The sequence below is a fragment of the Pseudomonas sp. TZ252 genome (assembly GCF_056110345.1).
The window spans coordinates 5,332,865-5,359,376 of record NZ_CM148566.1 but is presented as its reverse complement, the minus strand read 5'-3'; the positions used below and the strand labels follow the sequence as shown (position 1 = coordinate 5,359,376).

The window sequence follows — 26,512 nt, the reverse complement described above, 5'->3', positions numbered from 1 at the left end:
CATAGATTAAAAAATTCTGAATTCGTATTTATATATTCGAATAAAAAATATAACCCCGCTCATTAGGGCAGTACGCCAAGCAGCGACCAGACTCGGCGCGCCTCCGAGTCCGCATTGATCAGCTCCGCCAGCAACTCGCTCAGCGGCTTGTTGCCCCACTCCACCGCGCGCTTGATCAGGTAGGGAACCGGGCTGTGCGGCTCGGTGCGCGCCAGGTAGTCAGCGATCAGCAGCAATTGCCGGTAGGCGTCCTCGCGGCTGGTCGGCGCGCCAGCCGGCCCGCTCGGCGCGCTCGCCGGGACGCTTTCCTCGCCGTCCGCGTCGCCTTCGCTGGCATCCGCCTCCGCGACCGGGGGCTGTTCTTCGGACAGCGGCGCTTGCGGGTGCATGGCGATGAACTCCTTGAGCAAGGCCAGCCATTGCGCGATGACCTCGCGCAATGGCTGGCAACTGGGGGCGAGTTCGCCCAGGCAGCGGTCGCACCACTGTTCCAGGCGCAGTAGTTGCTGCTGGCAGGCGAGCAGGCTGGCCTGCTTGCGCTGCCATTGCACCAGGGGCTCCGCGCGCAACGCTTCGTCTAGCTTCTTCTGCTGAAGTTGCGCCGCTTCCAGCGCCGCCTTGGCGCTCTTGCTGTCGCCGCTGGCGACCTGCTGGCGCTGCAACCTCTGCCAGGCATAGAGGGTGATCTCGGCGAACGCGCCCTGCCCCATCAGCGGCAGGCGCGTGTGCAGCAGCTCGGCATAGCGGCGCAACAGCCAGTCGATGGGCGGCACCCGCCACGACTGGTCGCCGTCCTGGGCTTGCGGATGCACCTCCTCGGGGTAGCGCTCGCAGAGTTCCGCCAGCAGCACCAGCGCGCGCTGCAATCCGCCCAGCCCGCCGCGTTGCAGCCAGGCCTCGCCGAGCCAGGCGGCGAGCATCAGGTCCTTGCTGCGCCGCTGCAACAGTTCGCTGGCCAACTGCTCCACCGCGGCCCAGTCGGCGCGCTTGGCCTCCGCTTGCCAGACGCCGGTCGGCAGGCTGCTGTCGTCCTCCCGGCGCAACTCGCGCAGGCGGTCGTAGTCCGGGTCGTAGCGCAGGCTGGGGCCGCACGGCTGTCCGGGGTCGATCGGTTCGAGCAGCACTTCCAGGGACAGGGCGTTGCCGGAAAGAGGCAGGGTCATGGGGTACCTCCGGTGCTGGCGACGGTGGCCGGCAACAGCGTCGCGAACGGCGATTGCGGCGCGCGCACCGGCAGCGGCTGGATGGACAGCGGGGTCTTGCCGCCCAGGCTCATCAACGACAGGCGGAGGAACATCCGCGCCTCGTTTTCCGGGTTGTAAGGCGCATACACCGGCAGTTGCAGGACCAGCGGAAACTCCGTGTAGTCGACGTTCGGCGGGCGCTGCCGGGAGAAGTGCGCGCGCATCATGCGCAACAGCGCCCAGGAGCCCTGGTAGCTCCAGCCGGCCTCGAGGTCGGCCACCGCCAGGCTGGCCTGGCGCGGGTCGTCTGCCGGACGCTGCGAGCCGTTCTTCGCCCAGCGCAGCATGATTTTCAGCGGATCGCCGACATTCCAGGTCAGGCCCTTGTCCTGCGCGCCGGGGAAACGGCTTTCCTGGTCGCCCGAGTACAGGCTCCAGGCGATCACCTGGTCGGCGCCGCGTTCCAGGCTGCGGTCGCTGCGCCAGTCGATGTCCAGGGCGACGCCGAGCAGGCCCGACTTGTCGCGCTCGAACAGCGGGCCGAGCCAGCGCTGCGCCTGCTCCAGGCGGCGGACGAAGTCCTCGGCGGCCGGCAGGTCCGGCGAGCGAACCTGGGCCAGCCCTTCGCGCACCTGCGGCAAGCGCGTCTCCATCAGTTGCAGCAGGTGCCGCACCCGCCCCGGCTCGGCATCGGCCGCTTCCAGGCTGTAGGCGAACGGGAAGCGTCCGGCGAGGTACTGGTTGAAGTAGTCGGCGAGGTCCTTCCAGGCCTGCGCCGCCTGCTGCTGTTGCAACGACTGGCAGCGCCCGAGCGCGCCCTGGCGCAGGTCCACCAGGCGCGTCGCCAGGTCGCTGCGGCTGGACGGTAGGAGCACGCCGTTGAGAATGTCGGCGCAACTGCCGATGTCCATCTGGTTGAAATCGTTACCCACCAGCTTCGCCAACTGCGCCGCGGTGCTCGCCGGGTTGTCGGCCTTGAATTTCTGCAGTTCGGCGTTGAGCGCGCTGAAGCGCACGAACGCGTTGTAGTCGGCGGTGGCCAGGCTGGATTGCTGCGCCTGCAACCACTCCAGCGCCGGGGCGTGGCGTTCGGCGACCGCCGCCATGGCATTGAACTGGCTGTTCAGGCTTTGCTTCAGCTCGGCACTGTCCTGGGCGCGGAACATCTGCAGGCCGAAATTCGGCGCGCCCGACCAGCGGCTGAAATCGACCGGCTCGCGCAGCACCGCCTGCTCGTCGATGTCGCGCAGGGCCTGGCCGATATCGGCCACGGCCAGCGCGTTGAGGCTGAGCAGCAGGCGCGCGCCGGCCTGCAGGTCCTGCAACTCCAGCAGCGCCGCCTGCAACACCTGGACCTGCTTGACCTGCACGTCGAAACGCGAGGCATTGCGACTGGCCAGGCTACGACTGCGCGGCCCGAGGCTTTGCCACATGGCCTCGGTCGCCGCGCTGGCGGCGGCGTGCAGGACCGAATAGCGATAGCGCGGGTTGAGCGATGGCAGGGTGCTCTCGTAGTAGCCGGTGAAGTCGTTGAAGAAGCTCAACGCCTGAGTCACGCCGATATCGTCGATGCTCAGCAAGGAGTGGTCCGCCAGTGTCTTGTCCGCCAGGGCCACGGAGACGAAGTCCTTGGTCTTCAGGTCATCGATGGCGCGTTTCAGACCGAGCAGGTCATCGGCCAGCTTGAGCGTCGCCCCCTGTTTCACCAGCAGGCCGTCGCCGGCAGCCTCCGGAGGCGCGATCCATTCGCTGCGAAACTGCTGCTGCAACTGCACGGTGAGGTTCTGCAGTTCCTCCACGCGGTCTCCCAGCAGGCTGCTTTGCTGGGCGCTCTTGAGCAGGTTCTGGTAGCCAGGGACGAGATCCTGGCCGACGCCATTGCCCCAGATCAGGTTGATGCGGTTGACCTGTTGCTGCAGGTGGTTGATCAATTCGCCGATCCCCAGCAACTGGGCCGCCGTGGCGTCTCGTTCCTGGCCGAGCTGCGCGAGTTCCTGGGTCAGGGCATTGCCGGTGCGTTCCAGGCTGTCGGTGAGGAAGTAGGCGTTCAGCCAGCGTGCCATCAGGTCATGGAAGTTATCCGCCGCCGTGGCGGCGACCCGGCCCAGGTCGAGGGCGGCGAGATCGGCCGGACGCTCGGCGAACAGCGTGCGGTTGTAATAGGCCAGGCGCGCCAGGCTGCCGGCGTTGTAGCTGCTGCCCAAGGCATCGTTACTCAGTTGCAGAAGGTCGTCGAGCGGCGTCCTGCGGTTGTCGATGGCCTGGGCGAACAAGCGATTGTGGCGCTCCAGGGTAATGGCGCGGGCGACCAGGTCCTTCGCCGCCAGGTAGTCCTTCCACTGGCTGGGGTCGTCGCCCTCCTTCAGGCCGGGTTGGCCATCGCTGCGGATCGCCCGCAGGTCGCTCGCCTCGCCTTCCAGCAGGCTGCGCAGCGGTCGCACCAGCAGGCGCTCGGAAACGCGGCGATACGCGTTGTCGATACGTGCATCCAGGGAGGAAAACCAGGAACTGGGAAACGCCAGCGAAGTGAAGCGCCAGCGCGGCGCCTGTGACACCAGTTGCCACCAGGCCTGGACGTTCTGCCGGACCTGGGCGGCGCGCCGAGTGTCGTCGTCGAGCGGCTGGTAGCGCTCACTGGCGCCATGCAGCAGTTGCGACAGTTCACCGGCGTCGCGCAGCGCGTCGCGCCAGACCCAGGTCATCAGGCCGCCCCAGAGCAGGCACAGGCACAACGCGGCGAGGCCGATCCCGCGCTGCCAGCGCTGACGCAGCTGGAGGATGCGCGGCACCGCCTGGGCCAGGCCTTCCTCGGCAAGGATCCGCCGTGCCCACAGTTGGCTGGCGAAGCTGCTGCGCCGACGCGGCGCGTCGACCGCCGGCAGGACTTCGTCGGCTGCCGCGCCCGCCGCCTCGCTGCCGCTCAGGTAGAGACCGCGAAAGCGCGGCGCCTCGCCCCTGGCGTTGCCCTGGAAGACCGGTTCGAGCAGCGCCTGCAACGAACCGCGGAGGCTTTCCAGGCGTGGCGGCAGGCAATACAGCTCATTGTCCACCTGGCCGCGCAAGGTACCGAGTTCGACGATCGACTCGGTCAGGGTGGCGGTGATTTCCTCCAGCGCCTGCTCGCACCAGCGCGACTGCCAGGCCGCTTCGGCGGCGAACGGCGAGGACCAGCCGAGGGCGCGCTCGCGCGCCTCCTCGGGCAGCGCCGCGAGAAGTTCCTGAAAACCCGGCAGGTCTTCCAGGCCAGTGATCACCACGTAAACCGGCAGGCTCAGGCCAAGGCGCTGGGTCAGTTCCACGTAGCGACGGCGCGCGGCGAGGCCGAGGTTGGCCGCCTGCTCGCCATCCTGCAACCGCGCCAGCGGAATGTTCCAGACCACCCCGTCCAGCGCGCGCCTGCCGCGCAGGCGCAGGAACAGACGCAACAGGCGCAGCCAGGCGCCGCTTTGCCGGCGCAGGCCCTCGTCGGGCAGGAACACCGACTCGGGCACCAGCAGGATCGCCCCCTCGCCGTCCGACCACCAGCGGCCGAACCAGGCCGGACGCGCCACCGGCAGCAGGCGCCAGGTGGCGCACAACTGCTCGCCCTCGGTCTCGTTGCCGAGCATCAGCAGCCAGGGCGCTTCGTAGCGGCCCTGCCAGCCCTGCTCGCGCTCCATCTGCCGGACCGCCGCGTAGAAGCTGCGGATCTCCGTACCACCGCGGGTTCGCCACCACCAGCCCAGCGCCCCCAGCAGCAGCGCCAGCAGCACCAGGAGGAGAACCAGCATGAACAGCGTCGCGCCGCTCATGGCGCCTGCTCCGCATCGGCCAGGTGGGTCACCGCCGCCATTTCGTGCTGGATGTCGCGCCAGAACAGGTGTCCGATACCGCTCATCAACAGCACCAGCCCGAGCACCGCCAGGCCCAGGCGGAAGCCGTCCGGCAGCGCTGCGCGCACCGGCAGACGCCGTGGCGGCGCAGCGGCGGGCTGCTCAAGGCGACGGCCGAGGTCGGCGGCGTCCGCCTCGCGCTGCCAGGCGAAGGCGAACAACGCCTGCCGCCACTTCTCGTGCAGCGCCTCGCCGCGCGGCCCGCGCAGGCGACCGCGGAAGCCGAGGATCAGGCATTGCAGGTAGACGTTGGCCAGGTCGCGACTGGCCGGGGCGCGTTCGTCGAGCAGGCGCTTGATCGCCAGCGGCAGGTATTCGCCCGCCTGGCGACTGCCGTAGAGATGCGACTCCAGCGGTTTGTCCTGCCAGGCGCCCTGCCCCGGCCAGGCGCTGAAGACCAGGGTCTCGTCGACCAGGGCGACGAAGGCATAGACCATCGCCTTGACCTGCACGCCCGCCGCGTCGCCGACGCTGGCGAAGGCGCTGCGCCACAGACGCCGGGTGATGCGGGTGGACAGTTCGAGGGCGCGCTCGACCATCCGTGGCACATCCTGGGCGTCCCGGTCGAGGGCGCCCCAGGCCTCCAGCCATTCCTGCCAGGCCTGGCGGAATGCCGTGCTGAGCGGCTGCTCCTGGTACGCCTGGGAAAAAGGCCCTGCACTCCCTTCGGGCATTGGCGGCTCCTTCCTGTCTAGGTGTTGTCGCTGCCGTCGGCGACGAACAGCACGATCTGCCAGGGACTGCTGGCGACCCCGCTGACCGGCGCGACGATGCGCAGCGGCTGGCCGGCATCGAACCAGTCGCCGGCACCCTGCACGACGAACAAACGGGTGTCGTCGCCAACGCTGTAGGCCACCTGTTCCTGGCGATTCATCGGCTGCCGCGGCAGCCCGCTCATGCGTTGCCGGGCGAGCAACGGCAGGTGCGGGTCGGAGGCGACGATGGCGCGCTCCAGCCAGTCAGCCGCCGCCTGTTCGCCGGCGCCGGCGGGCATCCGCAGGCCGACCACCAGGCGCTGACGCGGCGCCGGATCGGGCAGGCGCACGGAAAATACCTGTTCCTCCTGCTCGAACGGCAGGCAGCGGTAGCCCGCGCGGATCGACTCGATGGCGCGCTCCAACCAGTCCAGCAGCGGCTCGTAGCCACGCCGCAGGTCGAGGAAGTCGAGCGCTTCGAAGGCCGGCACGCCGGCCAGCGGATCGAGCGCCGCCCAGGCACCGGCCAGGCCCAGCAGGCTGCCGTGCAGGGCCAGCGGCGAGGCCGCACGACTTGCCAGCAGGCCTTCGACCTCCGGCAGGCGGGTCCAGAGCGCGGCAAGCTGGCGACGGATTTCCACCGCGTCGTCCTGGTTGCCCGCCTGCTGCGCCAGGCGCAGGCGCCCGCCGAGGAACAGCGCCTTCTCCCGGGCCCGCGCGCAGAGTGACTGCACGCGTCTGCCCAGGGGCGACTCCGGCAGGATCAGTGGCGTCGGCGGGACGTAGGGCAGGCTGACGTAGGCGCCGCCCTCCTTCGCCACGCGCAGCAACGGCAGGCACACGGAGTCGGCCTTGCCGTCGTCGCCGACCAGCCGCAGCGACGCTCGCCAGACGGTGATCGGCTCGGGGTGCTCGCCGCTGGCCAGGTCCGGCAGCGGCGCGCCGACCCGCGATTGCAGACGGCCCTTCAGCGGCAGCAACTGACCCGCCCGCCACAGCGGGCTGACCGCCAGGTGGACGTTCAGCAGCGGCCCTTCGGCGGCCGCCAGCGCTGTCTCCAGATCGAACTCCAGCGGCGCGTCGACACCAGCCTGCACGCTCACCGGCAGGCCGTCGGGCAGGATCGCTTCGAGGTGCAGGACCCGCACTTGGCCGGCGCACAACGCCGAGGGGTCCAGTTCCAGGGCGGTCACTCCCCAGAACCAAGGGTTGCAGGCCTGTCCGGTGCGCGCCGCCAGCGCCTCGGCACGCAATCCCTGCAACTGGAAATGCTGGGGAAGCAGTTGCATCCCTTCGTGCCAGCACACCGCGTCAGGCAGAACACTCATACGACTCCCCTTCGACGTCCTACGTTGTCGTGCACGACGGTCGCTCGCCTGCCCCTCCGCTAACGCGTGGCGGGATCGTTGACCAGTCGCATTTCCCGGGTATCCAGACGCAGCCAGACGCGCTGCTGCTGGTCGAGGCGCAAGCGGTGCGCGCCGGGTGTGTTATAGCCGGCGAAGACCAAAAGTCCAGTTGCGCGGTCGCCGCGCAAGGGGAAGGACTCCGACTCGATGAACTGCCCCGGGACCAGCTCCAGGCTCCATACCGCGAACTGCTGCCGGTAGTCGCGGCGGTACTGCTCGCGATTGGCGAACCACTGGCTGGCCGGCAGTCCGGCCAGTTCCTTGAACAGCTCCGCATCCTTCACCGCGACGAAATCCACGGCGATCGGCAAGTCGTCGTTGGCGCGCGCGGCGACATCCAGGGTCAGCCGCTGCAACTCGACCCGCGGCGCGAAGAAATACGAGCAGCCGGCCAGCGCCAGGATCGCCAGCGCCAGGGAGAGTTTCCGACATATGGTGAAACATCCGTGCTTCATGGGAGTCCAACGAAAATTTTATTTTGCAAATCCATAGACCTGTTCTAGCGTCTTTTGTAGTTCGTCGCCAGTGACGGACCAGAGGGATCGCCAAGGACAGGTTCTGCGCCGTTTTCCCTGTCATGCCTGTGATCCAGCAAGGGACTGCGATGATCAGGGCATCCCCCCGATGCATTGCTCCCCCACCATTGCATCGGAGTCAGCCGCCATGGCCGAGAGTACGCAGCACAAGCTGGACCGGGTGCGCCCGCCGCGCGTGCAGATCACCTACGACGTCGAGATCGGCAACGCCATCGAGAAGAAGGAGCTGCCCCTGGTGGTCGGCATCCTCGCCGACCTCTCCGGCAAGCCGGATACCCCGCCGGCGAAGCTGGTCGAACGGCGTTTCGTCGACATCGACCGCGACAACTTCAACGAGATCCTCTCCTCCATCTCTCCCCGCGCCACCCTGCAGGTCGACAACACCATCAGCGGCGACAACAGCAAGCTGAACGTCGAGCTGCGCTTCAACCACATCGAGGACTTCGACCCGGTCAACCTGGTGAAGCAGGTGGTCCCGTTGCGTCGCCTGTTCGAAGCGCGCCAGCGCCTGCGCGACCTGCTGACCAAGCTCGACGGCAACGACGACCTCGACCAGTTGCTGCAGGACGTGGTGGCCAACACCGAAGGCCTGCAGGAAATCAAAGCGGCCCGCCCGGAAGCCGAAGCGGCCCCGGCCGGCGACAGCGAACCCCCGGCCGACCAGCCGGCCTGACCCTCTTCCCGGAGAAGCCGCCATGCCCAAGTCATCCGCCGCCGAACAATCCGGCGAGAGTTCGACCCAGACCCTGTCCCTGCTCGACGAGATCATCGCCAAGGGCCGCATGGCCCACGACGACAGCCAGCAGGACTATGCCCGCGACATGCTCGCGGAATTCGCCACCCAGGTCCTCGACGAGGGCATGGCCGTCGACAAGGACACCGTGGCGATGATCAACGACCGCATCAGCCAGATCGATGCGCTGATCAGCGACCAGCTCAACCAGATCATCCACCACCCCGAGTTGCAGAAGCTGGAAGCCTCCTGGCGCGGCCTGCACCAACTGGTGAGCAACACCGAGACCAGCGCGCGGCTCAAGCTGCGCCTGCTGAACGTCGGCAAGAACGAACTGCAGAACGATCTGGAGAAGGCGGTCGAGTTCGACCAGAGCGCACTGTTCAAGAAGATCTACGAAGAGGAATACGGCACCTTCGGCGGACACCCCTTCAGCCTGCTGATCGGCGACTTCACCTTCGGCCGCCATCCGCAGGACATCGGCCTGCTGGAGAAGCTGTCGAACGTCGCCGCGGCTGCCCACGCGCCATTCATCGCCGCCGCCAGCCCACGCCTGTTCGACATGAACAGCTTCACCGAACTGGCCGTGCCGCGCGACCTGACCAAGATCTTCGAGAGCCTGGAGCTGATCAAGTGGCGCGCCTTCCGCGAGAGCGAGGATTCGCGCTACGTGTCCCTGGTGCTGCCGAACTTCCTCCTGCGCCTGCCCTACGGCCCGGAGACGCGACCGGTGGAAGGCATGAACTATGTCGAGGACGTCAACGGCACCGACCACTCCAAGTACCTCTGGGGCAACGCCGCCTGGGTCCTGGCGCAGCGCATCACCGAGGCCTTCGCCAAGTACGGCTGGTGCGCGGCGATCCGCGGCGCGGAAGGCGGCGGCGCGGTCGAGGGCCTGCCGGCGCACACGTTCCGCACCAGCTCCGGCGACCTGTCGCTGAAGTGCCCGACCGAGGTGGCGATCACCGACCGCCGCGAGAAGGAACTCAACGATCTCGGCTTCATTTCCCTGTGCCACAAGAAGAACAGCGACGTGGCGGTGTTCTTCGGCGGCCAGACCACCAACAAGGCCAGGCTCTACAACACCAACGAGGCCAACGCCAACGCGCGCCTGTCGGCGATGCTGCCGTACGTGCTGGCGGCATCGCGCTTCGCCCACTACCTGAAGGTGATCATGCGCGACAAGGTCGGCAGCTTCATGACCCGCGACAACGTGCAGACCTACCTGAACAACTGGATCGCCGACTACGTGCTGATCAACGACAACGCACCGCAGGAAATCAAGGCGCAGTACCCGCTGCGCGAGGCGCGGGTGGATGTCAGCGAGGTGGCCGGCAAACCGGGGGCCTACCGCGCCACGGTGTTCCTCCGGCCGCACTTCCAGCTCGAGGAACTCAGCGCGTCGATCCGCCTGGTCGCCAACCTGCCGCCGCCGGTAGCGGCGTGAGTCCGCCCCCGCCGGCAGCGCCGGCGGGGCGCCCTTCCCGTTCCAGACAGCCCCTCTCCAGGAGTCAGATGCGATGGATGCGATCATTCTCGATTTCGGCAGCGACATCAAAGGCGACAGCCTGCTCGTCGGCTACGAAAACAAGATCGAAATCATGTCCTACAGCCACAACGTGGCGATGCAGGTCACCAACGACGTCAGCAACTCGGAGCGCACCTCCGGCAAACCCCACGTCGGCGAATTCACCCTCACCAAGTTCATCGACACCTCGACCCCGACCCTCAACGAGTATTGCTGCGCCGGCAAGCCGATCGCCGAGGCGACCATCACCATCGGCCGCAACGCCGCCGAGGGCAACGGGCAGATCATGCCCTTCATCGTCTACACCCTGAACAACGTGGTGCTCTCCAACGTCAGCGTCAGCGGCGGCGCCGGCGGCAAGCCGGTGGAGACCCTGTCGCTGAACTTCACCAAGATCAAGTGGGAGCTGACCGCGCAGAAGGACGACGGCACCAAGGAAGGCACGGCCGCCTCGACCTGGGACCTGGCCGCCAACCAGCTGGTCAAGTGACCGGGCGCCGACATGTCCGGAGCCCTGCCGCCGCTGTTCGAGCGCCTCAGCGCCGAGGCCGACGAACGTCCCGCGTTCGACGACCGGGCGCTGGCCGAGTCGGTCCGCGGCGAGCTGCTGCGCCTGCTCAACACACGGCGCCCGGCGAATGCGCGCAGCGGCATCCTCGCCTACGGGCTCGCCGACTGGACCGCCGTGCAACGCCTGCGCGCCGAGGACCGGCGCCAGCTGGCGCGCGAGGTGCGGGCGGCGGTCGAGCATTTCGAGCCGCGCCTGCAACTGGCCGAGGTCGAGGTCGAACCTGACCCGGGCAATCCGCAGCGCCTGCGTATCCAGCTCGGCGGCAGCCTGCGCAGCGGGTCGCGCCTGACGCCTGCGCTATTCGTCATCGAACAGGGCAGCGATGGCCTCGAGGTGCGCCATGAGCGATTCGATTGATGCCGATCTGCTCGACTACTACCAGCGCGAGCTGACCTGGCTACGGCACGCCGGCGGCGCCTTCGCCGAGCGCTATCCGAAGGTCGCCCGGCGCCTGCAACTGGCTCCCGGCGAATGCCCCGACCCGCACGTCGAGCGTCTGCTGGAAGGTTTCTCGCTGCTCACCGCGCGCCTGCAACGGCGCCTCGACGACGACTACGCAGAGTTCAGCGACGCCCTCCTCGAACAGCTCTACCCCCTGGCGCTGCGCCCGCTGCCGTCCTGCGCGATCGTCCAGTTCGAACCGGACCCGACCCAGGGCAGCCTCGCCGAGGGCTACCGGCTGCCGCGCGACACCGCGCTGTTCGTCACCACCCGTGGCGGCGACAGCGTGCATTTCCGCAGCAGCGCCGAGGCGACCCTGTGGCCGCTGGCGATCGACGAGGCGAACCTGCTCGGCGGCGAGGAGGCGCAAGCCCTGACCGGAGTCGGCGCCGCCCGCTCGGCGTTGCGCCTGAGCCTGCGCTGCCTGGGCGAGTACCGCTGGGACGAACTGTCGATCGAGCGCCTGCGCATCCACCTGGCGGCTTCGCCGATGGGCTGCGCGATCCTCTACGACCTGCTCGCCGCGCATACCGTGCAGGTCATGGCGGGGGCGCCCGGCACGCCGCCGGCGGCGCTCCGCGGACTGCCGGAGATCGTCGGCTTCGCCGCCGACGAGGCGCTGCTGCCGGAGGAAGACGGCGGACATCCGGGCCTGCGCCTGCTCGCCGAGTACTTCGCCTTCCCCGACAAGTTCCACTTCTTCGACCTGCCACTGTCCGGCGCGCTCGCCGACGGACAGACGCTCTACCTGTACCTGGTCTTCGATCGCGCACCGACGGCACGCCTGCATTTGCAGGCGGAAGACTTCCAGCTCGGCTGCGCGCCGGCGATCAACCTCTTTCCGCGGACCTCGGAGCCGCTGCGCCCGGACGGCACCCGCAGCGAGTACCGCCTGGTCGCCGACAGTCACCGCGAGAACAGCGTGGAAATCCATAGCATCCGCGCCGTGCGCTCGGTGGCCGGGAGCACCGTGCAGCCAGTCCCGGCCTACTATGGCTGCCGCCACGACAGCCACCTCGGCACGCTCTACTGGCACGCCCGGCGCATCGCCGGGCTGACCCCGAACCGGCTGGGCAGCGACCTGCTGCTGAGCCTGGTGGATACCGGCTTCGACCCGTTACGCGAAGCCCCGGCCTTCAGCCTGACCGCCGAGCTGCTATGCACCAATCGCTATCTGGCCGAGCGCCTGGGTGCCGGCACCGCGCTGGGCTTCGAACGGCCCGGGCCGGTCGCCGCCGCACGCCTGCGCAACGCGCCCAGCGCGCAGAGCCAGCCGCGCCTGGACGGCCAGTCGCGCTGGAGACTGGTCTCGCAGCTGACCCTCAACCACCTGTCGCTGGTGGAAGGCCCGCGCGCCCTCGAAGCCCTGCGGGAAATCCTCGCCCTGCACAACCTGCGCGACGATGCCAGCGCCCGCCGGCAGATAGAAGGGCTGAGGCAACTCGACTGCCAGCGGGTGGTGGCGCACGTCGGCGAGGATGCCTGGCGCGGCTGGCGCAATGGCCTGGAAATCCGCCTGCGACTCGATCCGCAACACTTCGTCGGCGCCAGCGGCGTGCTGTTCTCCGCCGTGCTGGCGCAGTTCTTCTCGCTGTATGCCACCGCCAACCGCTTCGTGCGCACGGTCCTGGTGGAAGCCGACAAGGAGGTGAAGACATGGCAACCCCAGGCCGGCTCGCCGCTCTCCCTCTGAGTCAGCGGCTGCGCCGCACGCCGCAGCGCTTCGAACTGTTGCAGGCGCTGCTGCTGCTCGAACGCGAGCGTCCCCAGGCGTTGCCGCTGGGCACCGGCAACGCGCCGCGGGCGGAGGCCCTGCGCCTGCGCGGGCCGCTGTTGCCGCTGTTCGCCTCGAGCGAGGTGGAAAGCCTGCTCGACGACCCGCAGCAACCGGTGCTGTCCACCCCGGTGTTCGGCCTCGGCGGACCCGACGGCCCGTTGCCCTATGCCTACCAGGAATGGCTGCAACAACGCGCCCGGCAGAAGGACCATGCCCCCGCCGAGTTCCTCGACCTGTTCCAGCACCGCCTGCTCAGCCTGCTCTACCGGGTGCTGCGCAAGCATCGCGTGGCGCTCGGTTTCGCGGTGCCGGCGGCGACCCCGGTGCAGGCGCAGCTACGCGCCCTCAGCGGCCTGTTGCCGAAAGCCCTGCAAGAGCGCCTGGCGCTGCCGGACAGCGCGGTACTGGCACGCACCGCGCTGTTCGCCGGCGGGCGTCGCTCCCTGGCCGGCTTCGCCGGCCTGGTGCGCCAGCATTTCGGCGTGGAGGCACGGCTGGACGCCTACCAGGGCGCCTGGAAGGAAATCCCCGCGGCCAGCCGCAGCCGGCTGCAACGCGGCGGACGCAACCTGCGCCTGGGTCGCGACGCCATAGCCGGCACGCGCACCTGGGACGAGCACGCCGGCATCGCCCTCAGTCTCGGTCCGCTGGATGCCCGCGAAGCCGCCCGCTTCTTCCCCGACGGCGACGCCCATGGCCAGTTGGCCAGCCTCGCCGCGCTGTACTTCGGCCCCGACCTGGATTGTCGCCTGAGCCTGCTGGTGAGCGGCGGCGCGCCGCTGCGCCTGGAGCGCGGTGCACCGCCCAGGCTGAGCTGGAACACCGGCCTGCGGCGCGTCGAAGACGGCCAGCGGCAGCGCATCGATCTCGACCTGCGGCAGCCGGAGGTAGCCTGAAATGGAACTCGCCGCCCTGATCGGCCGCCTCAACCCGGACTGTCGCCGCGCCCTGGAGCGCGCCGCGCAACGCTGCCTGCAACGCACCCATCATTACGTAGAGATCGAGCACCTGCTGCTGGAGCTGCTGGACATCGACGGCGGCGACTTCGCCTGCCTGCTGCCGCGCTTCGGCCTGGAGCGCGACGCCCTGGTCGCCGAGATCAACCTGTCGCTGGAGCTGTTCAAGGCCGGCAATACCCGCACTCCGGCGCTGTCCGCGCACACCATCGGCCTGCTCGAAGACGCCGTGGTCCACGCCAGCGTGCTCGGCCAGGCGCAGATCCGTTCCGGCCTGCTGCTGCTCGCCTTGCTCGACCGCGAGGAGCGCCGCGCCCTGTTGCTGAACAGCGCGTCGTCGCTGCTGCGGATTCCCCACGAGGCCTTGCAGGCCAACCTGCTGGAGTGGATCCAGGCCTCCCGCGAACAGCCGCCCGCGCCGAACCGTCCGGCGGCAGGCGGCGACAAGCCGGAAAGCGCCCCGGACCCGCTGCTCGACCAGTACACCCAGGACCTCACCGCCGAGGCCCGCGCCGGGCGCATCGACCCCATCGTCGGGCGCGACGGGGAAATCCGCCAGTGCGTCGACATCCTCCTGCGCCGGCGGCAGAACAACCCGATCCTGGTCGGCGCGCCGGGCGTCGGCAAGACCGCGGTGGTCGAGGGCCTGGCCCTGCGCATCGCCGCCGGCGAAGTGCCGCCGTCGTTGCAGGAGGTGATCCTGCGGGTGCTCGACCTCGGCCTGTTGCAGGCCGGCGCCAGCATGAAGGGCGAGTTCGAGCAGCGCCTCAAGGGGGTGATCGACGCCGTGCGCAACAGCGCGCAGCCGATCATCCTGTTCATCGACGAGGCGCACACGCTGATCGGCGCCGGCGGCGCGGAAGGCGGCAGCGACGCCGCCAACCTGCTCAAGCCGGCCCTGGCGCGCGGCGAACTGCGCACCCTGGCGGCCACCACCTGGCTGGAATACAAGAAATACTTCGAGAAGGACCCGGCGCTGACCCGGCGCTTCCAGCTGGTCCAGGTCGAGGAGCCGGACGAGGCCACCGCCGTGGAGATGCTGCGCGGCGTCGCCGGCAAGCTGGAACTGCATCACGGCGTGCAGATCATGGACGCGGCCATCGTCGATGCGGTGAAGCTGTCGCATCGCTACATCTCCGGCCGCCAGTTGCCGGACAAGGCGATCAGCGTGCTCGACACCGCCTGCGCGCGGGTCGCCCTCGGCCAGCACGACGTGCCGCCGCCGCTGGAAAGCCTGCGCCATCGCGAGCAGGCGCTGGAAGAGGAATTGCAGCGGCTGCGCCGGGAACAGGCCACCGGCCTCGACCACAGCGCGCGTATCACCGCCCTGGAAAGCGAGTCGGGCGATAACCGCCGGACCATCCGCGAGCTGGAGATCCGCTGGGACGAGGAACGCGAAGCGGTGCGCGAACTGCTCGACACCCGCCGCGAATTGCTGGCCCTCAGCGAAAGCGCCGACGCGGCCAAGCCCGACGAGGAACTGGACGGTCGCATCGACCACCTGGCCGCCGAACTGGCGCGCCTGGCGGCCGGCCTCGAAGCCATCCGCCAGGACGACCCGCTGGTTCCCGAGCAGGTGGACTCGCGTACCGTGGCCGCGGTGATCGCCGGCTGGACCGGCATCCCGGTGGGCAAGATGCTCGCCGACGAAGCCCACGCCATCCGCTCCCTGGCCCAGCGCATGGGCCAGCGGGTGATGGGCCAGGAGGCCGCCCTGGGCGCCATCGCCCAGCGCATCCAGGCCTATCGCGCCGGACTCAGCGACCCGGCCAAGCCGGTCGGCGTATTCCTCCTGCCCGGCCCCACCGGCGTGGGCAAGACCGAGACCGCCTACGCCCTGGCCGACGCCCTTTACGGCGGCGAACGCAACCTGATCAGCATCAACCTCTCCGAGTACCAGGAGGCCCACACCGTCAGCCAGCTCAAGGGCGCCCCGCCCGGCTACGTCGGCTACGGCAGCGGTGGCGTGCTCACCGAAGCGGTGCGCCGCAAGCCCTATTCGGTGGTGCTGCTGGACGAGATCGAGAAAGCCCATCCGGACGTGCTGGAAGCCTTCTACAACGTGTTCGACAAGGGCGTGATGGAAGACGGCACCGGCCTGGTGGTGGACTTCAGGAACACCGTGATCCTCGCCACCAGCAACGTCGGCGCCGAACTGCTGCTGGACAGCCCGGCCGAACAGGTCGCCACCCCGGCCGTCGACGAGCGCCTGCGCAAAGTCCTGCTGCAAACCTTCCGCCCGGCGTTCCTCGCGCGCATGACCGTGGTGCCTTACCGGCCGCTGGAGGAAGCCACCCTGGAAGGCATCGTCGTGGCCAAGCTGGAAAAACTGCGGGAACGCTACAAGGCCGCTACCGGCAAACAGTTCGACTTCGACCCGGCCATCGTCAAGGCCGTGCTCGCCAAGTGCAGCGCGGCGGGCGCGCGGGATATCGAGAACGTGCTGATGGCGCAGGTGACGGGGAAGTTGGCGGAGTGGGTACTCGAATGAGCGTCCCGAGGCATCGCGGCATCCGCCCGTTTCCGATGGAGAACGTATCGGCTAGAGAACAGCGGACGAATTCATGAACTGGAACGATCTTTGCGGAATAAACACGGTAGCCGGAAAAGCCATAGACATCCCGACCCTGGTCGGTCCCGGCGTCGACCACGACCGACGTGGAAGGACCGGAATGCCCAACGGCGCGACGCTGACCGCCATGATGAACGCTGCCGACGCCCTACGTCTGACCGAGGCCCCGAGGACCAGGCGCGGTGGTGTGTCCGACGGTATTTCCTTCCACATCGCCCAATACGTGCCCGGTGGCGCGTCTCTGACCATCACCAGCCAGTTCGTCGGTCAGAAAGCCGGCTCCGCCGTGTGCTACGAGAACACACTGTTCAACGATGCCCTGGTCGGTCGCATCAACGCCATCGTTGGCAACATCATCGTGCGCCAGAGCGTCGCACCCTGTACGCGCTGCCGCGCCGGCTACCGCCAGCTCGCCCAGAACGGACCACATACTATCGTCGTCTCCAGCGATGACGGCTACGACGGCGCCCCCGACAACACCATCTTCCTCTTCGCACCCACCGGGCTGGTGTTCTACCGACGCTGAACTCCCGCCGAACTGCCCCACCTTCGAGGACTGCCGTCATGCCCCGAACCATCGAATACTGGCGCCCCACGAACGGCCTGTATCATGCGACCCCGCCCGGAATCGCCGTGCTGACCCAGGACAGCGATTGGGAGGTGCTCAACGAAGCCACCGGCTTCTACGAGGAAAGCCCGTATCCCTCCGCCTTCAAGGGACAGGTGTATCGCGCGCTGAACTACATAAACGCTACGCCGACGGGCGCATCGCTGCTCTGGAACCTCTACACGACGAACAATTTCGTCGACATCACCCCCTCGTCGCTGGGCAACAATGTCCAGTCCACCAATCAGCCCATGGCGCTCAATCAGGTCGCCAGAGAAATCATCGTAGGAACCGGTCCCGGCCCCCAGACCCAGATCGCGCTCAATCAGACAGGCATCGCCCCGCAGGCGCAGACCCAGTGGCTGACCTATGTCATCAACAGTTCGCCGCATTGGGCCCTGGACGGCGTGCCGGGCAACGGTGGTGGCCTTTACGGCTATCTAGAGCGCGCCCGCCAGTATGCCAACCGCTGGATGCTGCTGTTCGACCACCGCTACTTCCGCTGGAGCGACAGCAATGAAGGCTATTTCAATGAGCAGAGCTACAGCGGACATTTCGGTATCTCCGCCCACAACATCGCCATCACCAACCACGAAGTGGCGGCCTGGCTTGCCGGACAGCCGCTACCCCACCGCCTCAGCGATGCCCAGCAGAACCATGCGCGGCTTGCGACCATAGTTGCCCTTAAGGACGTTTCGCCGCCTTCGGCTGGCTGTTCCGCCCATGTGAGATGGAACCCCACAGCGACCAACCCGCTGAACCGGATACGTCCTCCGGCAATCGGCCTGGCTCATGAGCTGCTGCATGCCTACTACAGTTGCCGAGGCGCACAACCCGGCTACGACGACAACCACTACTCCACGGTACTGTTCGAATACCGCTGCGTCGGCCTCGGCCCCTGGGACGAAGCACCATTATCGGAAAATGCCCTACGCAAAGAATGGTGGAGCTATGCCTGCCAGCAGGTGCCCGGAAGCGACCCAGAGAACAGGAAGGCCATCGGCAAACGCATCAGTTACATGTAGTCGTCGCCGCTGTCCCGACAGAAACGAGGGACCCAGATGCCCCGTCCCACCGATAGCAATACCAGCCTCTCCCTGACCGCCTCGGCGCTGGCAGCCCTGTTCCCGGAGCGTCTGGCCGGGGAAGAACGCCTGAACGCACTGCCCGGTTGGGAACTGCTGGGCTACAGCGCCAGCCCCTTAGCCCTGGACGGCGCAATCGCCACCCATCTCACCGCCACCCTGCACAACGACGCCGACCAGCGTCCGCTCGACGGCCTGGTCGCGGAGATCCGCCAACTCCCCGGCGATGCCAGCGCCGAGCGCTACCAGGTGCTGTTGCGCCCCTGGCTCTGGTGGCTGACGCTGGCCAGCAACAACCGGGTGTTCCAGAACCTGGCCACCAGCGACATCGTCACCCAAGTCTTCGACCAGCACGGCTTCAGCGACTACCAGTTGCAACTCAGCGGCAGCTACCAGCCCCGCGAATACTGCGTGCAGTACGGCGAGAGCGACCTCGCCTTCGTCTCGCGGCTGCTGGAGGAAGACGGCATCTTCTGGTTCTTCACCCATGCCGCCGGCAAGCACACCCTGGTGCTGGCCGACAGCAACGACGCCTTCCCGCCGATTCCCAACGGCCCGCAAGTGGCCTACCTGGGCCAAGGAATCGGCGTGCGCGAGTTGCAGGGCGTGCGTTCGGCGCAGTACAGCCTCCAGGCGGTATCCGGGACCTACAGCGCCACCGACTACGAGTTCACCACCCCGGGCACCTCGCTTTACTCCCAGGCCGAGGCGGTTTCCGGCGCCGCCGGCGTCTACCAGCACCCCGGCGGCTACACCGCCAAGGCCCAGGGCGACAGCCTGACCAAGCAACGCATCGACGGCCTGCGCAGCCAGGAGACGCGCCTGATCGGCGAGAGCGACTGCCGCTGGCTGGTGCCCGGCCACTGGTTCACCCTCAGCGGGCATGATGACGATTCGCTGAATATCGACTGGGTGCTGACCTCGGTCACCCATGACGCCAGTCACGCGCACTACCGCAACCGCTTCGAGGCGATCCCCAAGGCCACCGCCTACCGCCCCGCGCGGGTCACGCCCAAGCCGCGCATGCACACCCAGACCGCCCTGGTGGTGGGCAAGGCCGGTGAGGAGATCTGGACCGACCAGTACGGCCGGATCAAGATCCAGTTCCCCTGGGACCGCGACGGCAAGAACGACGAGACCTCCTCCTGCTGGGTGCGCGTGGTGCTGCCCTGGAGCGGCAAGGGCTTCGGCATGCAGTTCGTGCCGCGCATCGGCCAGGAAGTGATCGTCACCTTCATCGACGGCGACCCGGACCGCCCGCTGGTCACCGGCTGCGTCTACAACGGCGACAACGCCCTGCCCTACGCGCTGCCGGACAACCAGACGCAGTCCGGGATCAAGACCAACTCGTCGAAGGGCGGCGGCGGTTTCAACGAGCTGCGCTTCGAGGACAAGAAGGACGCCGAGGAAGTCTTCCTCCAGGCGCAGAAGGACCTCAACGTCAACGTGCTCAACGACAGCACCGCCAGCATCGGCCACGACGAGACCCTGACGGTGCAGAACGCCCGCACCCGCACGGTGAAGGAAGGCGACGAGACCGTCACCCTGGAGAAAGGCAAGCGCACGGTGACCATCCAGACCGGCAGCGACAGCCTGGATGTGAAGGACACGCGCACGGTGACGGTGGGCGCCGACCAGACCCACAGCACCGGCGGCAACTACAGCCACAAGGTCAGCGGCAACTTCGAGCTGACGGTGGACGGCAACCTGACCATCAAGGTCAGCGGCACCCTCGCCCTGCAGAGCGGCGGCAGCCTGACCCTGAAGAGCGACGCCGACCTCGCCGCCCAGGCTGGCACCTCGCTGACCAGCAAGGCCGGGACGTCGCTGACCAACCAGGCCGGCACCTCCCTCACCAACAAGGCCGGCACCAGCCTGACCAACGATGCCGGCGTCAGCCTGACCAACAAGGCCGGCGCCGAACAGACGGTGGACGGCGGCGGCATGCTGACCATCAAGGGCGGCCTGGTAAAGGTCAACTGAGGAGAAGCGCATGGCGGCATCCGGCAAGCTCGACCTGGTTCGTGGCGACAGCCATCTCGCCGGCAACCTGCTCGACGGCAGCCTGGAAGGCCCGTTGCGCATCGACGAGCACGACAGGCCGCAGGCCAGCCTCGGCTACCGGCAGGGCCAGTTGCACGGCGCCAGCACCCTGTTCCATCCCAACGGCAAGGTCTCCGCGCAACTCGCCTTCGTCGACGGCAAGCTGCACGGGCCGGCGAGTTTCCATGCCGCGGAAGGCTGGTTGCAGCGCAAGGCGCACTACCGCAACGGGCTGCTCCACGGCGAAGCGTTCAACTATTTCGCCAACGGCCAGGTGGCCGAGCGCGAGCATTACCGCGACGGCGTACGCGACGGGGTCTACCAACGCTTCCATGGCAATGGCCAACTGGCCTTCGACGGACGCTACCTGAACGGCCAGCTACTGGACGGCGCCCAGCCGTTCGCCGATGACGGCCGGCCACTGGACAGCGAGGGCAGGCCCATGGCGCGCTGGCGCTGGTGGTGGACCAGGCTGGCGGAGCCCTAGGCGCGCATCGGCCAGGCGGCGCTCAGGGAATCAGCATCTGCACCTGTCCCGGCACGCTGATCTTGATCACCCCGCCCCAGGTGCAGATCAGCGTGCCATTGGCGTCCAGCGCGGGCATCCCGCCCAGCAGCAGGGTCGGCGGGCCGCCGGGGATCCACGGGCTGGCGGTGGCGGGAATGCACGGCATCGGCGTCAGTACGCCGAGGGCGGCGGCGGTGGCGGCGGCCACCACGGGGTTGGCCGGACTCTGGCAGAGACCGAAGGTGGGAATGTTCAGCAGCGGGATGTGGTCCATGATGTTCGCCGCCGGCATCCCGCTGGTCAGGGTGCGGTTCTGCGGCAACACGTTGAGCACCGTCGGCGCCGCCCCGAAGCTGCATTGCAGGGTGGCGCCGGCGCAGACCTGCGGGCAGCCCATGCCGTCCTCCCGAGCGCGATGGCGTTGTAGCAGGATAGACCAGCCCATCGCGCTCGCCGTGGGGCTGGCTTGCTGTTTTTCTGACGAATGCCCGACATGCGTGTCGCCAGCGGCGCTAGAATTCCGCTGTGATGCGGGGCGGAGCCCCGCGACAGGGATCGACGAAAAAGGATTTTCGGCGGATCGAACGGTGCCCGCAGCGCCCTCGCCGGCCGGCCCGCGGCCGGTCGATGCAGGGGTTGCCGTACCCTGGCCGCCCCCAAGGACGGGACGACAATGCCTAGCACAAGAAGCCTCCCCGCACGGGTCATCGTCGCCGATGACTATCCCCTGTTCCGCGATGGCCTGAGACGGGTCGTCCGCCGCTACCTCCCGCAAGCCGCCGTAAGCGAAGCGGGCAGCTTCGACGAGGTGCTGCGCCTGGCCTCGAGCGTCTCGCCGGAACCTCCCGCCCTCTTCGTCCTCGACCTGCTGCTTCCCGGCTTCGCCGCCTCCCAGTCCATCGAGCGCTTGCGTCGCGCCTATCGGCACAGCGCAATCGTCATCGTCTCGATGCTCGACGACCCGCGTCTGGTGGACGAGGTGCTGGCCGCCGGCGCCGACGGCTACCTCGGCAAATCCCTGGGGGCCGGGGAGATCGGCACGGCGTTGCAGACGCTCGGCAGCGGCGAACCGGTGGTGCGCCTGCGCGGCGGGTCGAGCGCCGGCAGTCGGCAACGCGCCCTCCTGGACGCCCTGACCCCACGGCAGCAAGCGGTACTGCGGCTGATCGCCGATGGCCTGTCGAACAAGGAAATCGGCCGCGCGCTGTCGATCTCGCCGTTCACCGTGCGCGTGCACGTTTCCTCGCTGCTGCGCGCCCTGGAAGTGAACACGCGGACGGCCGCCGCGGCGCTGGCGGTGAAGGCCGGCTTCTAGGCAGGTTCCACGCGGCCGTACCCGGAGTTCCCGCGCAAGCATCCGAGAATGCCGAAACGAGAAGTCTGCCGCGATTTTCCGCGAAGTCTCCTCGCGGCGCTGAAGCCCGTCGCGGCGGACCAGTCCCATCCATGAGGGGCGCGCCTGCGCGCCGGCCTCACCGGGAGCGGCGACGCTCGTTTTCAGCAGAGGAACGGCACATGATCGACAGGGTGAAGCCGCTGATGGCGGCATGGGTTCTGGTCTTCGCATCTTCTTCGTTCGCCAGCGAAACGGCGGGAAAATTGCCACGAAAGCCAGCTCTAGGGCCGGAAACCGCGGGGGCGACCCTGGTCATTCCCGGCGAGACCGACAGGCTCGCTTCGCTCTACGCCCGCGCACGGGGCGAAGGCGGCAAGGTGGTGCTCTGGGCCGGCGGCGACGCGCCGAACCAGATGGACTGGTTGAAGACGGCCTTCGAGAGCCGCTTTCCCGGCGTGACCCTGGACGTCACGGTGGACCTCTCCAAGTTCCACGACCTGCGCATCGACCAGGAACTCGCCGCCGGCACCCTGACGCCGGACGTGGCGATGCTGCAAACCACCTTCGATTTCGACAAATGGAAGGCCCGCGACGTGCTGCTGCGCTACAAGCCGGTCGGCTTCGCCCGGCAGAAGAAAGGCTACGCCGATCCCGACGGCGCCTATGTCACGGCCTACAACAACGCCTTCGTGCCGACCTACGCTTCCGTCCGGCTGCCAGCGGAGCGCTATCCGACGCGCTTCGCCGATTACCTGAAGCCGGCCTTCAAGGGCAAGCTGGTGCTGACCTATCCCCATGACGACGATGCGGTGCTGTACGTCTACGACAAGCTGGAACGGCGCTACGGCAGCGGTTTCCTGCGCGCCCTGGCGGCGCAGAAGCCGAACTTCCTGCGCGGCACGGCGGCGCCGGCGGCCTCGGTGGGCACCGACTCCATCGGTTCGCTGGGCAACCTGACCGGCTATGCGACCGACAGCGATACGCCGGCCGGCTACTTCATCCCGACCGACGAGCCGTTCATCGTCTGGAACCAGCGCGCGGCGATCTTCAAGGCCGCCCGTCATCCGGCCACGGCCAAGCTGCTGCTGTCCTACCTGGGCTCGGCCGAGTTCCAGTCCAGCTACGGCGGCTGGCGCGCCCGCGCCGACGTCGGCGAAGCGCCTGGGCTGCCGCCACTGGAGTCGCTGAAGAACGTCGACGTGCACGATTTCACCCGCTGGATGGCCGATCGCCAACGGGTGGCCAGCCTGCGCAGGCACATGGCGCAAATCTTCGGCCCGGTACGCGGCGAGTCGCCGTTGCGCGACCCGGCGCTGATGAGCCTGCTGGGGCTGACGGCGAACGACATCGTCGCCCTGCCCGAACCGGACCTGCCGATCTACTGAACCGCCATGACGGCCTCGCGCACGGACGACGCGGGGTCGTCGATCCTGGAGAATTGCCAATCCGGTTTCGACGGCAAGCAGGCGGCCTGGAGCGGCTGGGAAGCCCCCCACTTCTTATAAAATACTTTTAATAAACGATTTATCCTATTGATCAATAAGATAAATAAAATACTAGAATTCACTTTAAGTTGAAACGACAAGGCGGCGCATAACGCTACCCGTTGTCCGCCCTGGCGTCCGCTTGCCGCCTTCGCTGCGCAGGGCGAACGAGGCCACGCGCGTTATCCGCCGACAGGCCTCTGCCAGGGAGGGACGGCGGCACGGAAAACTCTTCTTCGACAACGACTTCCGCGTAGAACCTGATCCATCGCCTGCGCTCGCGCGAACTCACGCAGGCGACGATCAGGACCTAGGACCTAGGCCTTCCGCCACCCCTGCAACTGATTGCGGATCGGCAACTCGCGGATGCGCTTGCCGGTGGCGGCGAAGATCGCGTTGCACAGCGCCGGCGCTATCGGCGGCACGCCGGGCTCGCCGACCCCGCCCAACGGCAGGTCGCCATCCGGCTTGAGCAGATGCACCGACACCGCCTTGGGCGCCAGCGGCATGCGCGCCAGCTCGTACTGGTGGAAATTGTCCTGCTGGACCTTGCCATCCTTGAAGCTGATCTCGCCCAGCGCCGCCAGGCCCAGGCCCATCACGCAGGCGCCTTCGAGCTGCGAGCGGATGCGCTCGGGGTTGATCTGCGGACCGCAGTCGGCGGCGATGGTGGCCTTGTGCACCAGCAGCGCGCCGTCGTCCTTCACCTCCACCTCGATCACCACCGCCACGTAGGTGACGAAGCTGTAGTGCGCGGCGATTCCCCGCGCCCTGCCTCTGGGCAGCTCGCCGCCCCAGCCGGACTGGCGCACCGCCTCCTCGATCACCCCGCGCAGGCGGCCGACATCCAGCGGGTAGCGCTCCGGCGACTCGCCGTAGTTCCAGCTGTCGCCGAGTTCGGCGGTGTCGATCCGCCGCGCCGGGCCGAGCAGCTTGAGCAGGTAGTCCTTCGGGTCCTGGCCGGCCTTCGCCGCCAGTTCGCCGACGAAGCTCTGGATGGCGAAGGCGTGGGGGATGTTGGAGACCGAACGGAACCAGCCGACCCGGGTGTGCGCCGGGGCCTCGGGGTTCTCCAGGCGCACGTTGGGGATGGCGAACGGCAGGTTGGTCAGGCCCATGCCCAGTTCGAAGGCGCCCTGGTGCTTGCTGTCCGGGCCGAACAGTGCGGTGATGCTCGGCGCCACCGAGCGATGCAGCCAGGCCTGCGGCAGCCCGTCGGCGCCAAGCACGGCCTGCAGGCGCTCCACCGAGACCGTGTGGAAATAGGAGAAATGCAGGTCGTCCTCGCGGGTCCACTGCACGCGCAGGTGGCGACCGGGGAACGCCTTGGCCAGGATCGCCGCTTCCAGCACGAAGTCGGGCTTGGACTTGCGGCCGAAACCGCCGCCGAGCAGGGTCACGTTGACCGTGACCTTGTCGAACGGCAGTTTCAGGCGCTCGGCGATGCGCTCGCGGGTCACTTGCGGCGCCTGGGTCGGGGCCCAGACCTCGCAGGCGCCGTCCTTGTACCAGGCGGTGGATACCGGCGGTTCCATCGGCGCCTGGGCCAGGTGCGGCAGGTAGTACTCGGCCTCGACGATATCCCCGCCCTTGGCGAATAGCGCCGCGGCATCGCCGCTGTCGCGCACCACCTTGCCCGGCTTGCGCGCTGCCTCTTCCAGTTGCTTGCGGTAGGCCACCGAGTCGTAGCCGCCGTTGACCCCGGCGTCCCACTCGACCACCAGCGCCTCGCGCCCCTTGATCGCCGCCCAGGTGTTCTGCGCCACCACGGCGACCCCGCCCAGCGGCTGGAACTCGGACGGGATCGGCCGGCCCTCGATCTCGATCACCTTGACCACCCCCGGCACCTTCAGCGCCGCGGCGGCGTCGTAGCGCTTGAGCTTGCCGCCGTAGACCGGCGGCCGGGCGACCACGGCGTAGAGCATGTCGTCGAAGCGCGCGTCGAAGCCGAAGCCGGCGCGGCCATTGACGATATCGGCGCCGTCGATGGCGCGCGCCACGTCCTTGCCGATGTAGCGGAACTGCTCGGGCTTCTTCAGCAGCAGCTTGTCGCGCGCCGGCACTTCGAGACCCGCGGCGGCCTCGGCCAGTTCGCCGAAGGACAGCGAACGGCCGCTGGGCGCATGCAGCACCTTGTTCTGTTCGGCGCGGCACTCGCCCAGCGGGACCTTCCACTGGTTGGCCGCGGCCTGTTCGAGCATCTGTCGCGCCGCCGCACCGCAGCGGCGCATGGGTTCGAACCAATGGCGCATGCTGCGCGAGCCATCCGTGTCCTGGTTGCCGTAGCGCGCTTCGTCGCCGGGCGCCTGGATCACCTTGACCCGGCTCCAGTCGGCCTCCAGCTCGTCGGCCACCACCATCGCCAGGCTGGTGCGCACGCCCTGGCCCATTTCCGAGCGGTTGCAGACGACGCCGACCGTGCCGTCCCGGTCGATGCTCACGTAGATCTTCGGGTTGTCCACCCAGCCGTGGGGCATGGCGTCGGCGCCGAAGGCCTTCTTCTCGGCGGCCAGGGCGTCGCGCCAGCCCCAGTTGGCAGCCACCAGCAGCACGCCGGTGGCGCCGACGCCCTTGAGGAAACCGCGGCGGCTGAGATTGCCGATGACCAGATCGTCGGGGTACGAGCGCTTCATGCCTTGGCCTCCTGCAACTTGGCGGAGGCGTTGTGGATCGCCGTCTTGATCCGGTTGTAGGTGCCGCAGCGGCAGATGTTGCCGGCCATGGCCGCCTCGATCTGCTCGTCGCTGGGCGCGGGGTTGCTCTTCAGCAACGCCGTGGCCGACATGATCTGCCCGCCCTGGCAGTAGCCGCACTGCGCCACGCCGATGTCCAGCCAGGCCTGCTGGACGACTTCGCCGACCTTGTCGGTGTGCAGGTGGTCGATGGTGGTGACCTTCCTGCCCTGCGCCAGGCTCACCGGCGTGATGCAGGAACGGGTGGCCTGGCCGTCGATATGGATGGTGCAGGAGCCGCACAGGCCCATGCCGCAGCCGAACTTGGTCCCGGTATAGCCGACGACGTCGCGGATAGCCCAGAGCAAGGGCATATCCTCGGTGACATCGAGCTGATGATCCTTGCCATTGAGGTTCAGGGTAATCATCGGTGCACGCCTTTTCTGGTTTCTGGTTATGGAGTCGCACGGCGACTGCGCCGCCCCCCATGGGCGCGGCGAGTC

Annotated in this window: 21 protein-coding genes; 13 read left to right on the top strand and 8 right to left on the bottom strand. The window is 68.1% G+C overall.

Annotation, left to right across the window (positions count from 1 at the left end):
• Positions 1-62 precede the first annotated feature (62 nt).
• From tssA to ACYAF3_RS24775, 5 genes are read right to left on the bottom strand one after another with little or no spacing between them, the layout of a single operon-like run.
• Entirely contained in the window at positions 63-1,163 is a 1,101-nt protein-coding gene (gene tssA, locus ACYAF3_RS24795) for a type VI secretion system protein TssA (RefSeq protein WP_017149049.1), read from the bottom strand.
• Complete coding sequence (locus tag ACYAF3_RS24790) at positions 1,160-4,975, bottom strand: type VI secretion system protein (protein WP_105579298.1); 3,816 nt, start codon at positions 4,973-4,975, stop codon at positions 1,160-1,162. Before ACYAF3_RS24790 ends, tssA begins: the two co-directional genes overlap by 4 nt.
• Positions 4,972-5,730 carry a DotU family type IV/VI secretion system protein gene (locus ACYAF3_RS24785; protein ID WP_003104706.1) on the bottom strand — a complete coding sequence of 253 codons (759 nt, stop codon included), beginning with the start codon at positions 5,728-5,730 and terminating at the stop codon, positions 4,972-4,974. Before ACYAF3_RS24785 ends, ACYAF3_RS24790 begins: the two co-directional genes overlap by 4 nt.
• A 17-nt stretch (positions 5,731-5,747) precedes the next feature.
• Positions 5,748-7,079, bottom strand: a complete 1,332-nt coding sequence (tssK, locus tag ACYAF3_RS24780; RefSeq protein WP_016253423.1) for a type VI secretion system baseplate subunit TssK — start codon at positions 7,077-7,079, stop codon at positions 5,748-5,750.
• Between the two features lie 59 nt (positions 7,080-7,138).
• Positions 7,139-7,615: a type VI secretion protein gene (locus ACYAF3_RS24775; RefSeq protein WP_105579299.1), complete on the bottom strand. Its 477-nt coding sequence runs from the start codon at positions 7,613-7,615 to the stop codon at positions 7,139-7,141.
• Positions 7,616-7,823: 208 nt separating this feature from the next.
• Here ACYAF3_RS24775 and tssB point away from each other — a divergent pair, with 208 nt between their 5' ends.
• The 11 genes from tssB to ACYAF3_RS24720 all read left to right on the top strand — a co-directional run bounded on the left by tssB (position 7,824) and on the right by ACYAF3_RS24720 (position 20,496).
• Positions 7,824-8,369: a type VI secretion system contractile sheath small subunit gene (gene tssB / locus ACYAF3_RS24770; RefSeq protein WP_105579300.1), complete on the top strand. Its 546-nt coding sequence runs from the start codon at positions 7,824-7,826 to the stop codon at positions 8,367-8,369.
• 22 nt (positions 8,370-8,391) lie between these two features.
• Complete coding sequence (gene tssC / locus ACYAF3_RS24765; RefSeq protein WP_003089494.1) at positions 8,392-9,876, top strand: type VI secretion system contractile sheath large subunit; 1,485 nt, start codon at positions 8,392-8,394, stop codon at positions 9,874-9,876.
• A gap of 73 nt (positions 9,877-9,949) precedes the next feature.
• The gene (locus ACYAF3_RS24760; RefSeq protein WP_003089495.1) at positions 9,950-10,447 is read left to right on the top strand and encodes an Hcp family type VI secretion system effector; all 498 of its coding nucleotides are present in this window, start codon (positions 9,950-9,952) and stop codon (positions 10,445-10,447) included.
• A 12-nt stretch (positions 10,448-10,459) separates the two neighbouring features.
• Positions 10,460-10,885 (top strand): type VI secretion system baseplate subunit TssE, encoded by a 426-nt coding sequence (tssE, locus tag ACYAF3_RS24755; RefSeq protein WP_003122696.1) that lies wholly within the window; start codon positions 10,460-10,462, stop codon positions 10,883-10,885.
• The gene (gene tssF, locus ACYAF3_RS24750) at positions 10,869-12,662 is read left to right on the top strand and encodes a type VI secretion system baseplate subunit TssF (protein WP_003160312.1); all 1,794 of its coding nucleotides are present in this window, start codon (positions 10,869-10,871) and stop codon (positions 12,660-12,662) included. Before tssE ends, tssF begins: the two co-directional genes overlap by 17 nt.
• A complete protein-coding gene (tssG, locus tag ACYAF3_RS24745; RefSeq protein WP_003114517.1) occupies positions 12,626-13,642 on the top strand; it encodes a type VI secretion system baseplate subunit TssG in 1,017 nt (338 codons plus the stop codon). Before tssF ends, tssG begins: the two co-directional genes overlap by 37 nt.
• A 1-nt stretch (position 13,643) precedes the next feature.
• Entirely contained in the window at positions 13,644-16,193 is a 2,550-nt protein-coding gene (gene tssH, locus ACYAF3_RS24740; protein WP_116680122.1) for a type VI secretion system ATPase TssH, read from the top strand.
• Positions 16,194-16,266: 73 nt separating this feature from the next.
• Positions 16,267-16,800: a hypothetical protein gene (locus ACYAF3_RS24735; protein ID WP_003089506.1), complete on the top strand. Its 534-nt coding sequence runs from the start codon at positions 16,267-16,269 to the stop codon at positions 16,798-16,800.
• A gap of 38 nt (positions 16,801-16,838) precedes the next feature.
• Positions 16,839-17,906, top strand: a complete 1,068-nt coding sequence (locus ACYAF3_RS24730; RefSeq protein ID WP_003124577.1) for a type III secretion system effector protein — start codon at positions 16,839-16,841, stop codon at positions 17,904-17,906.
• Between the two features lie 36 nt (positions 17,907-17,942).
• Positions 17,943-19,949, top strand: coding sequence for a type VI secretion system Vgr family protein (locus ACYAF3_RS24725; RefSeq protein WP_009316136.1), 2,007 nt, complete (start codon positions 17,943-17,945; stop codon positions 19,947-19,949).
• Between the two features lie 10 nt (positions 19,950-19,959).
• Positions 19,960-20,496, top strand: a complete 537-nt coding sequence (locus ACYAF3_RS24720) for a toxin-antitoxin system YwqK family antitoxin (RefSeq protein ID WP_003104933.1) — start codon at positions 19,960-19,962, stop codon at positions 20,494-20,496.
• A 22-nt stretch (positions 20,497-20,518) separates the two neighbouring features.
• Here the strand turns inward: ACYAF3_RS24720 and ACYAF3_RS24715 are convergent, their stop codons facing one another.
• On the bottom strand, positions 20,519-20,914 hold the full coding sequence (locus ACYAF3_RS24715) for a DUF4280 domain-containing protein (protein ID WP_003089513.1): 396 nt from the start codon (positions 20,912-20,914) through the stop codon (positions 20,519-20,521).
• Between the two features lie 276 nt (positions 20,915-21,190).
• Between ACYAF3_RS24715 and ACYAF3_RS24710 the strand changes: the two genes are divergently transcribed.
• Positions 21,191-21,832 (top strand): LuxR C-terminal-related transcriptional regulator, encoded by a 642-nt coding sequence (locus ACYAF3_RS24710; protein ID WP_003104935.1) that lies wholly within the window; start codon positions 21,191-21,193, stop codon positions 21,830-21,832.
• 200 nt (positions 21,833-22,032) lie between these two features.
• On the top strand, positions 22,033-23,238 hold the full coding sequence (locus ACYAF3_RS24705; protein ID WP_003104937.1) for an ABC transporter substrate-binding protein: 1,206 nt from the start codon (positions 22,033-22,035) through the stop codon (positions 23,236-23,238).
• Between the two features lie 416 nt (positions 23,239-23,654).
• Here the strand turns inward: ACYAF3_RS24705 and ACYAF3_RS24700 are convergent, their stop codons facing one another.
• Together ACYAF3_RS24700 and ACYAF3_RS24695 are read right to left on the bottom strand one after the other, a co-directional pair.
• Complete coding sequence (locus ACYAF3_RS24700; protein WP_128669698.1) at positions 23,655-25,970, bottom strand: xanthine dehydrogenase family protein molybdopterin-binding subunit; 2,316 nt, start codon at positions 25,968-25,970, stop codon at positions 23,655-23,657.
• Entirely contained in the window at positions 25,967-26,437 is a 471-nt protein-coding gene (locus ACYAF3_RS24695) for a (2Fe-2S)-binding protein (RefSeq protein ID WP_003089521.1), read from the bottom strand. Before ACYAF3_RS24695 ends, ACYAF3_RS24700 begins: the two co-directional genes overlap by 4 nt.
• Between the last annotated feature and the right edge of the window lie 75 nt (positions 26,438-26,512).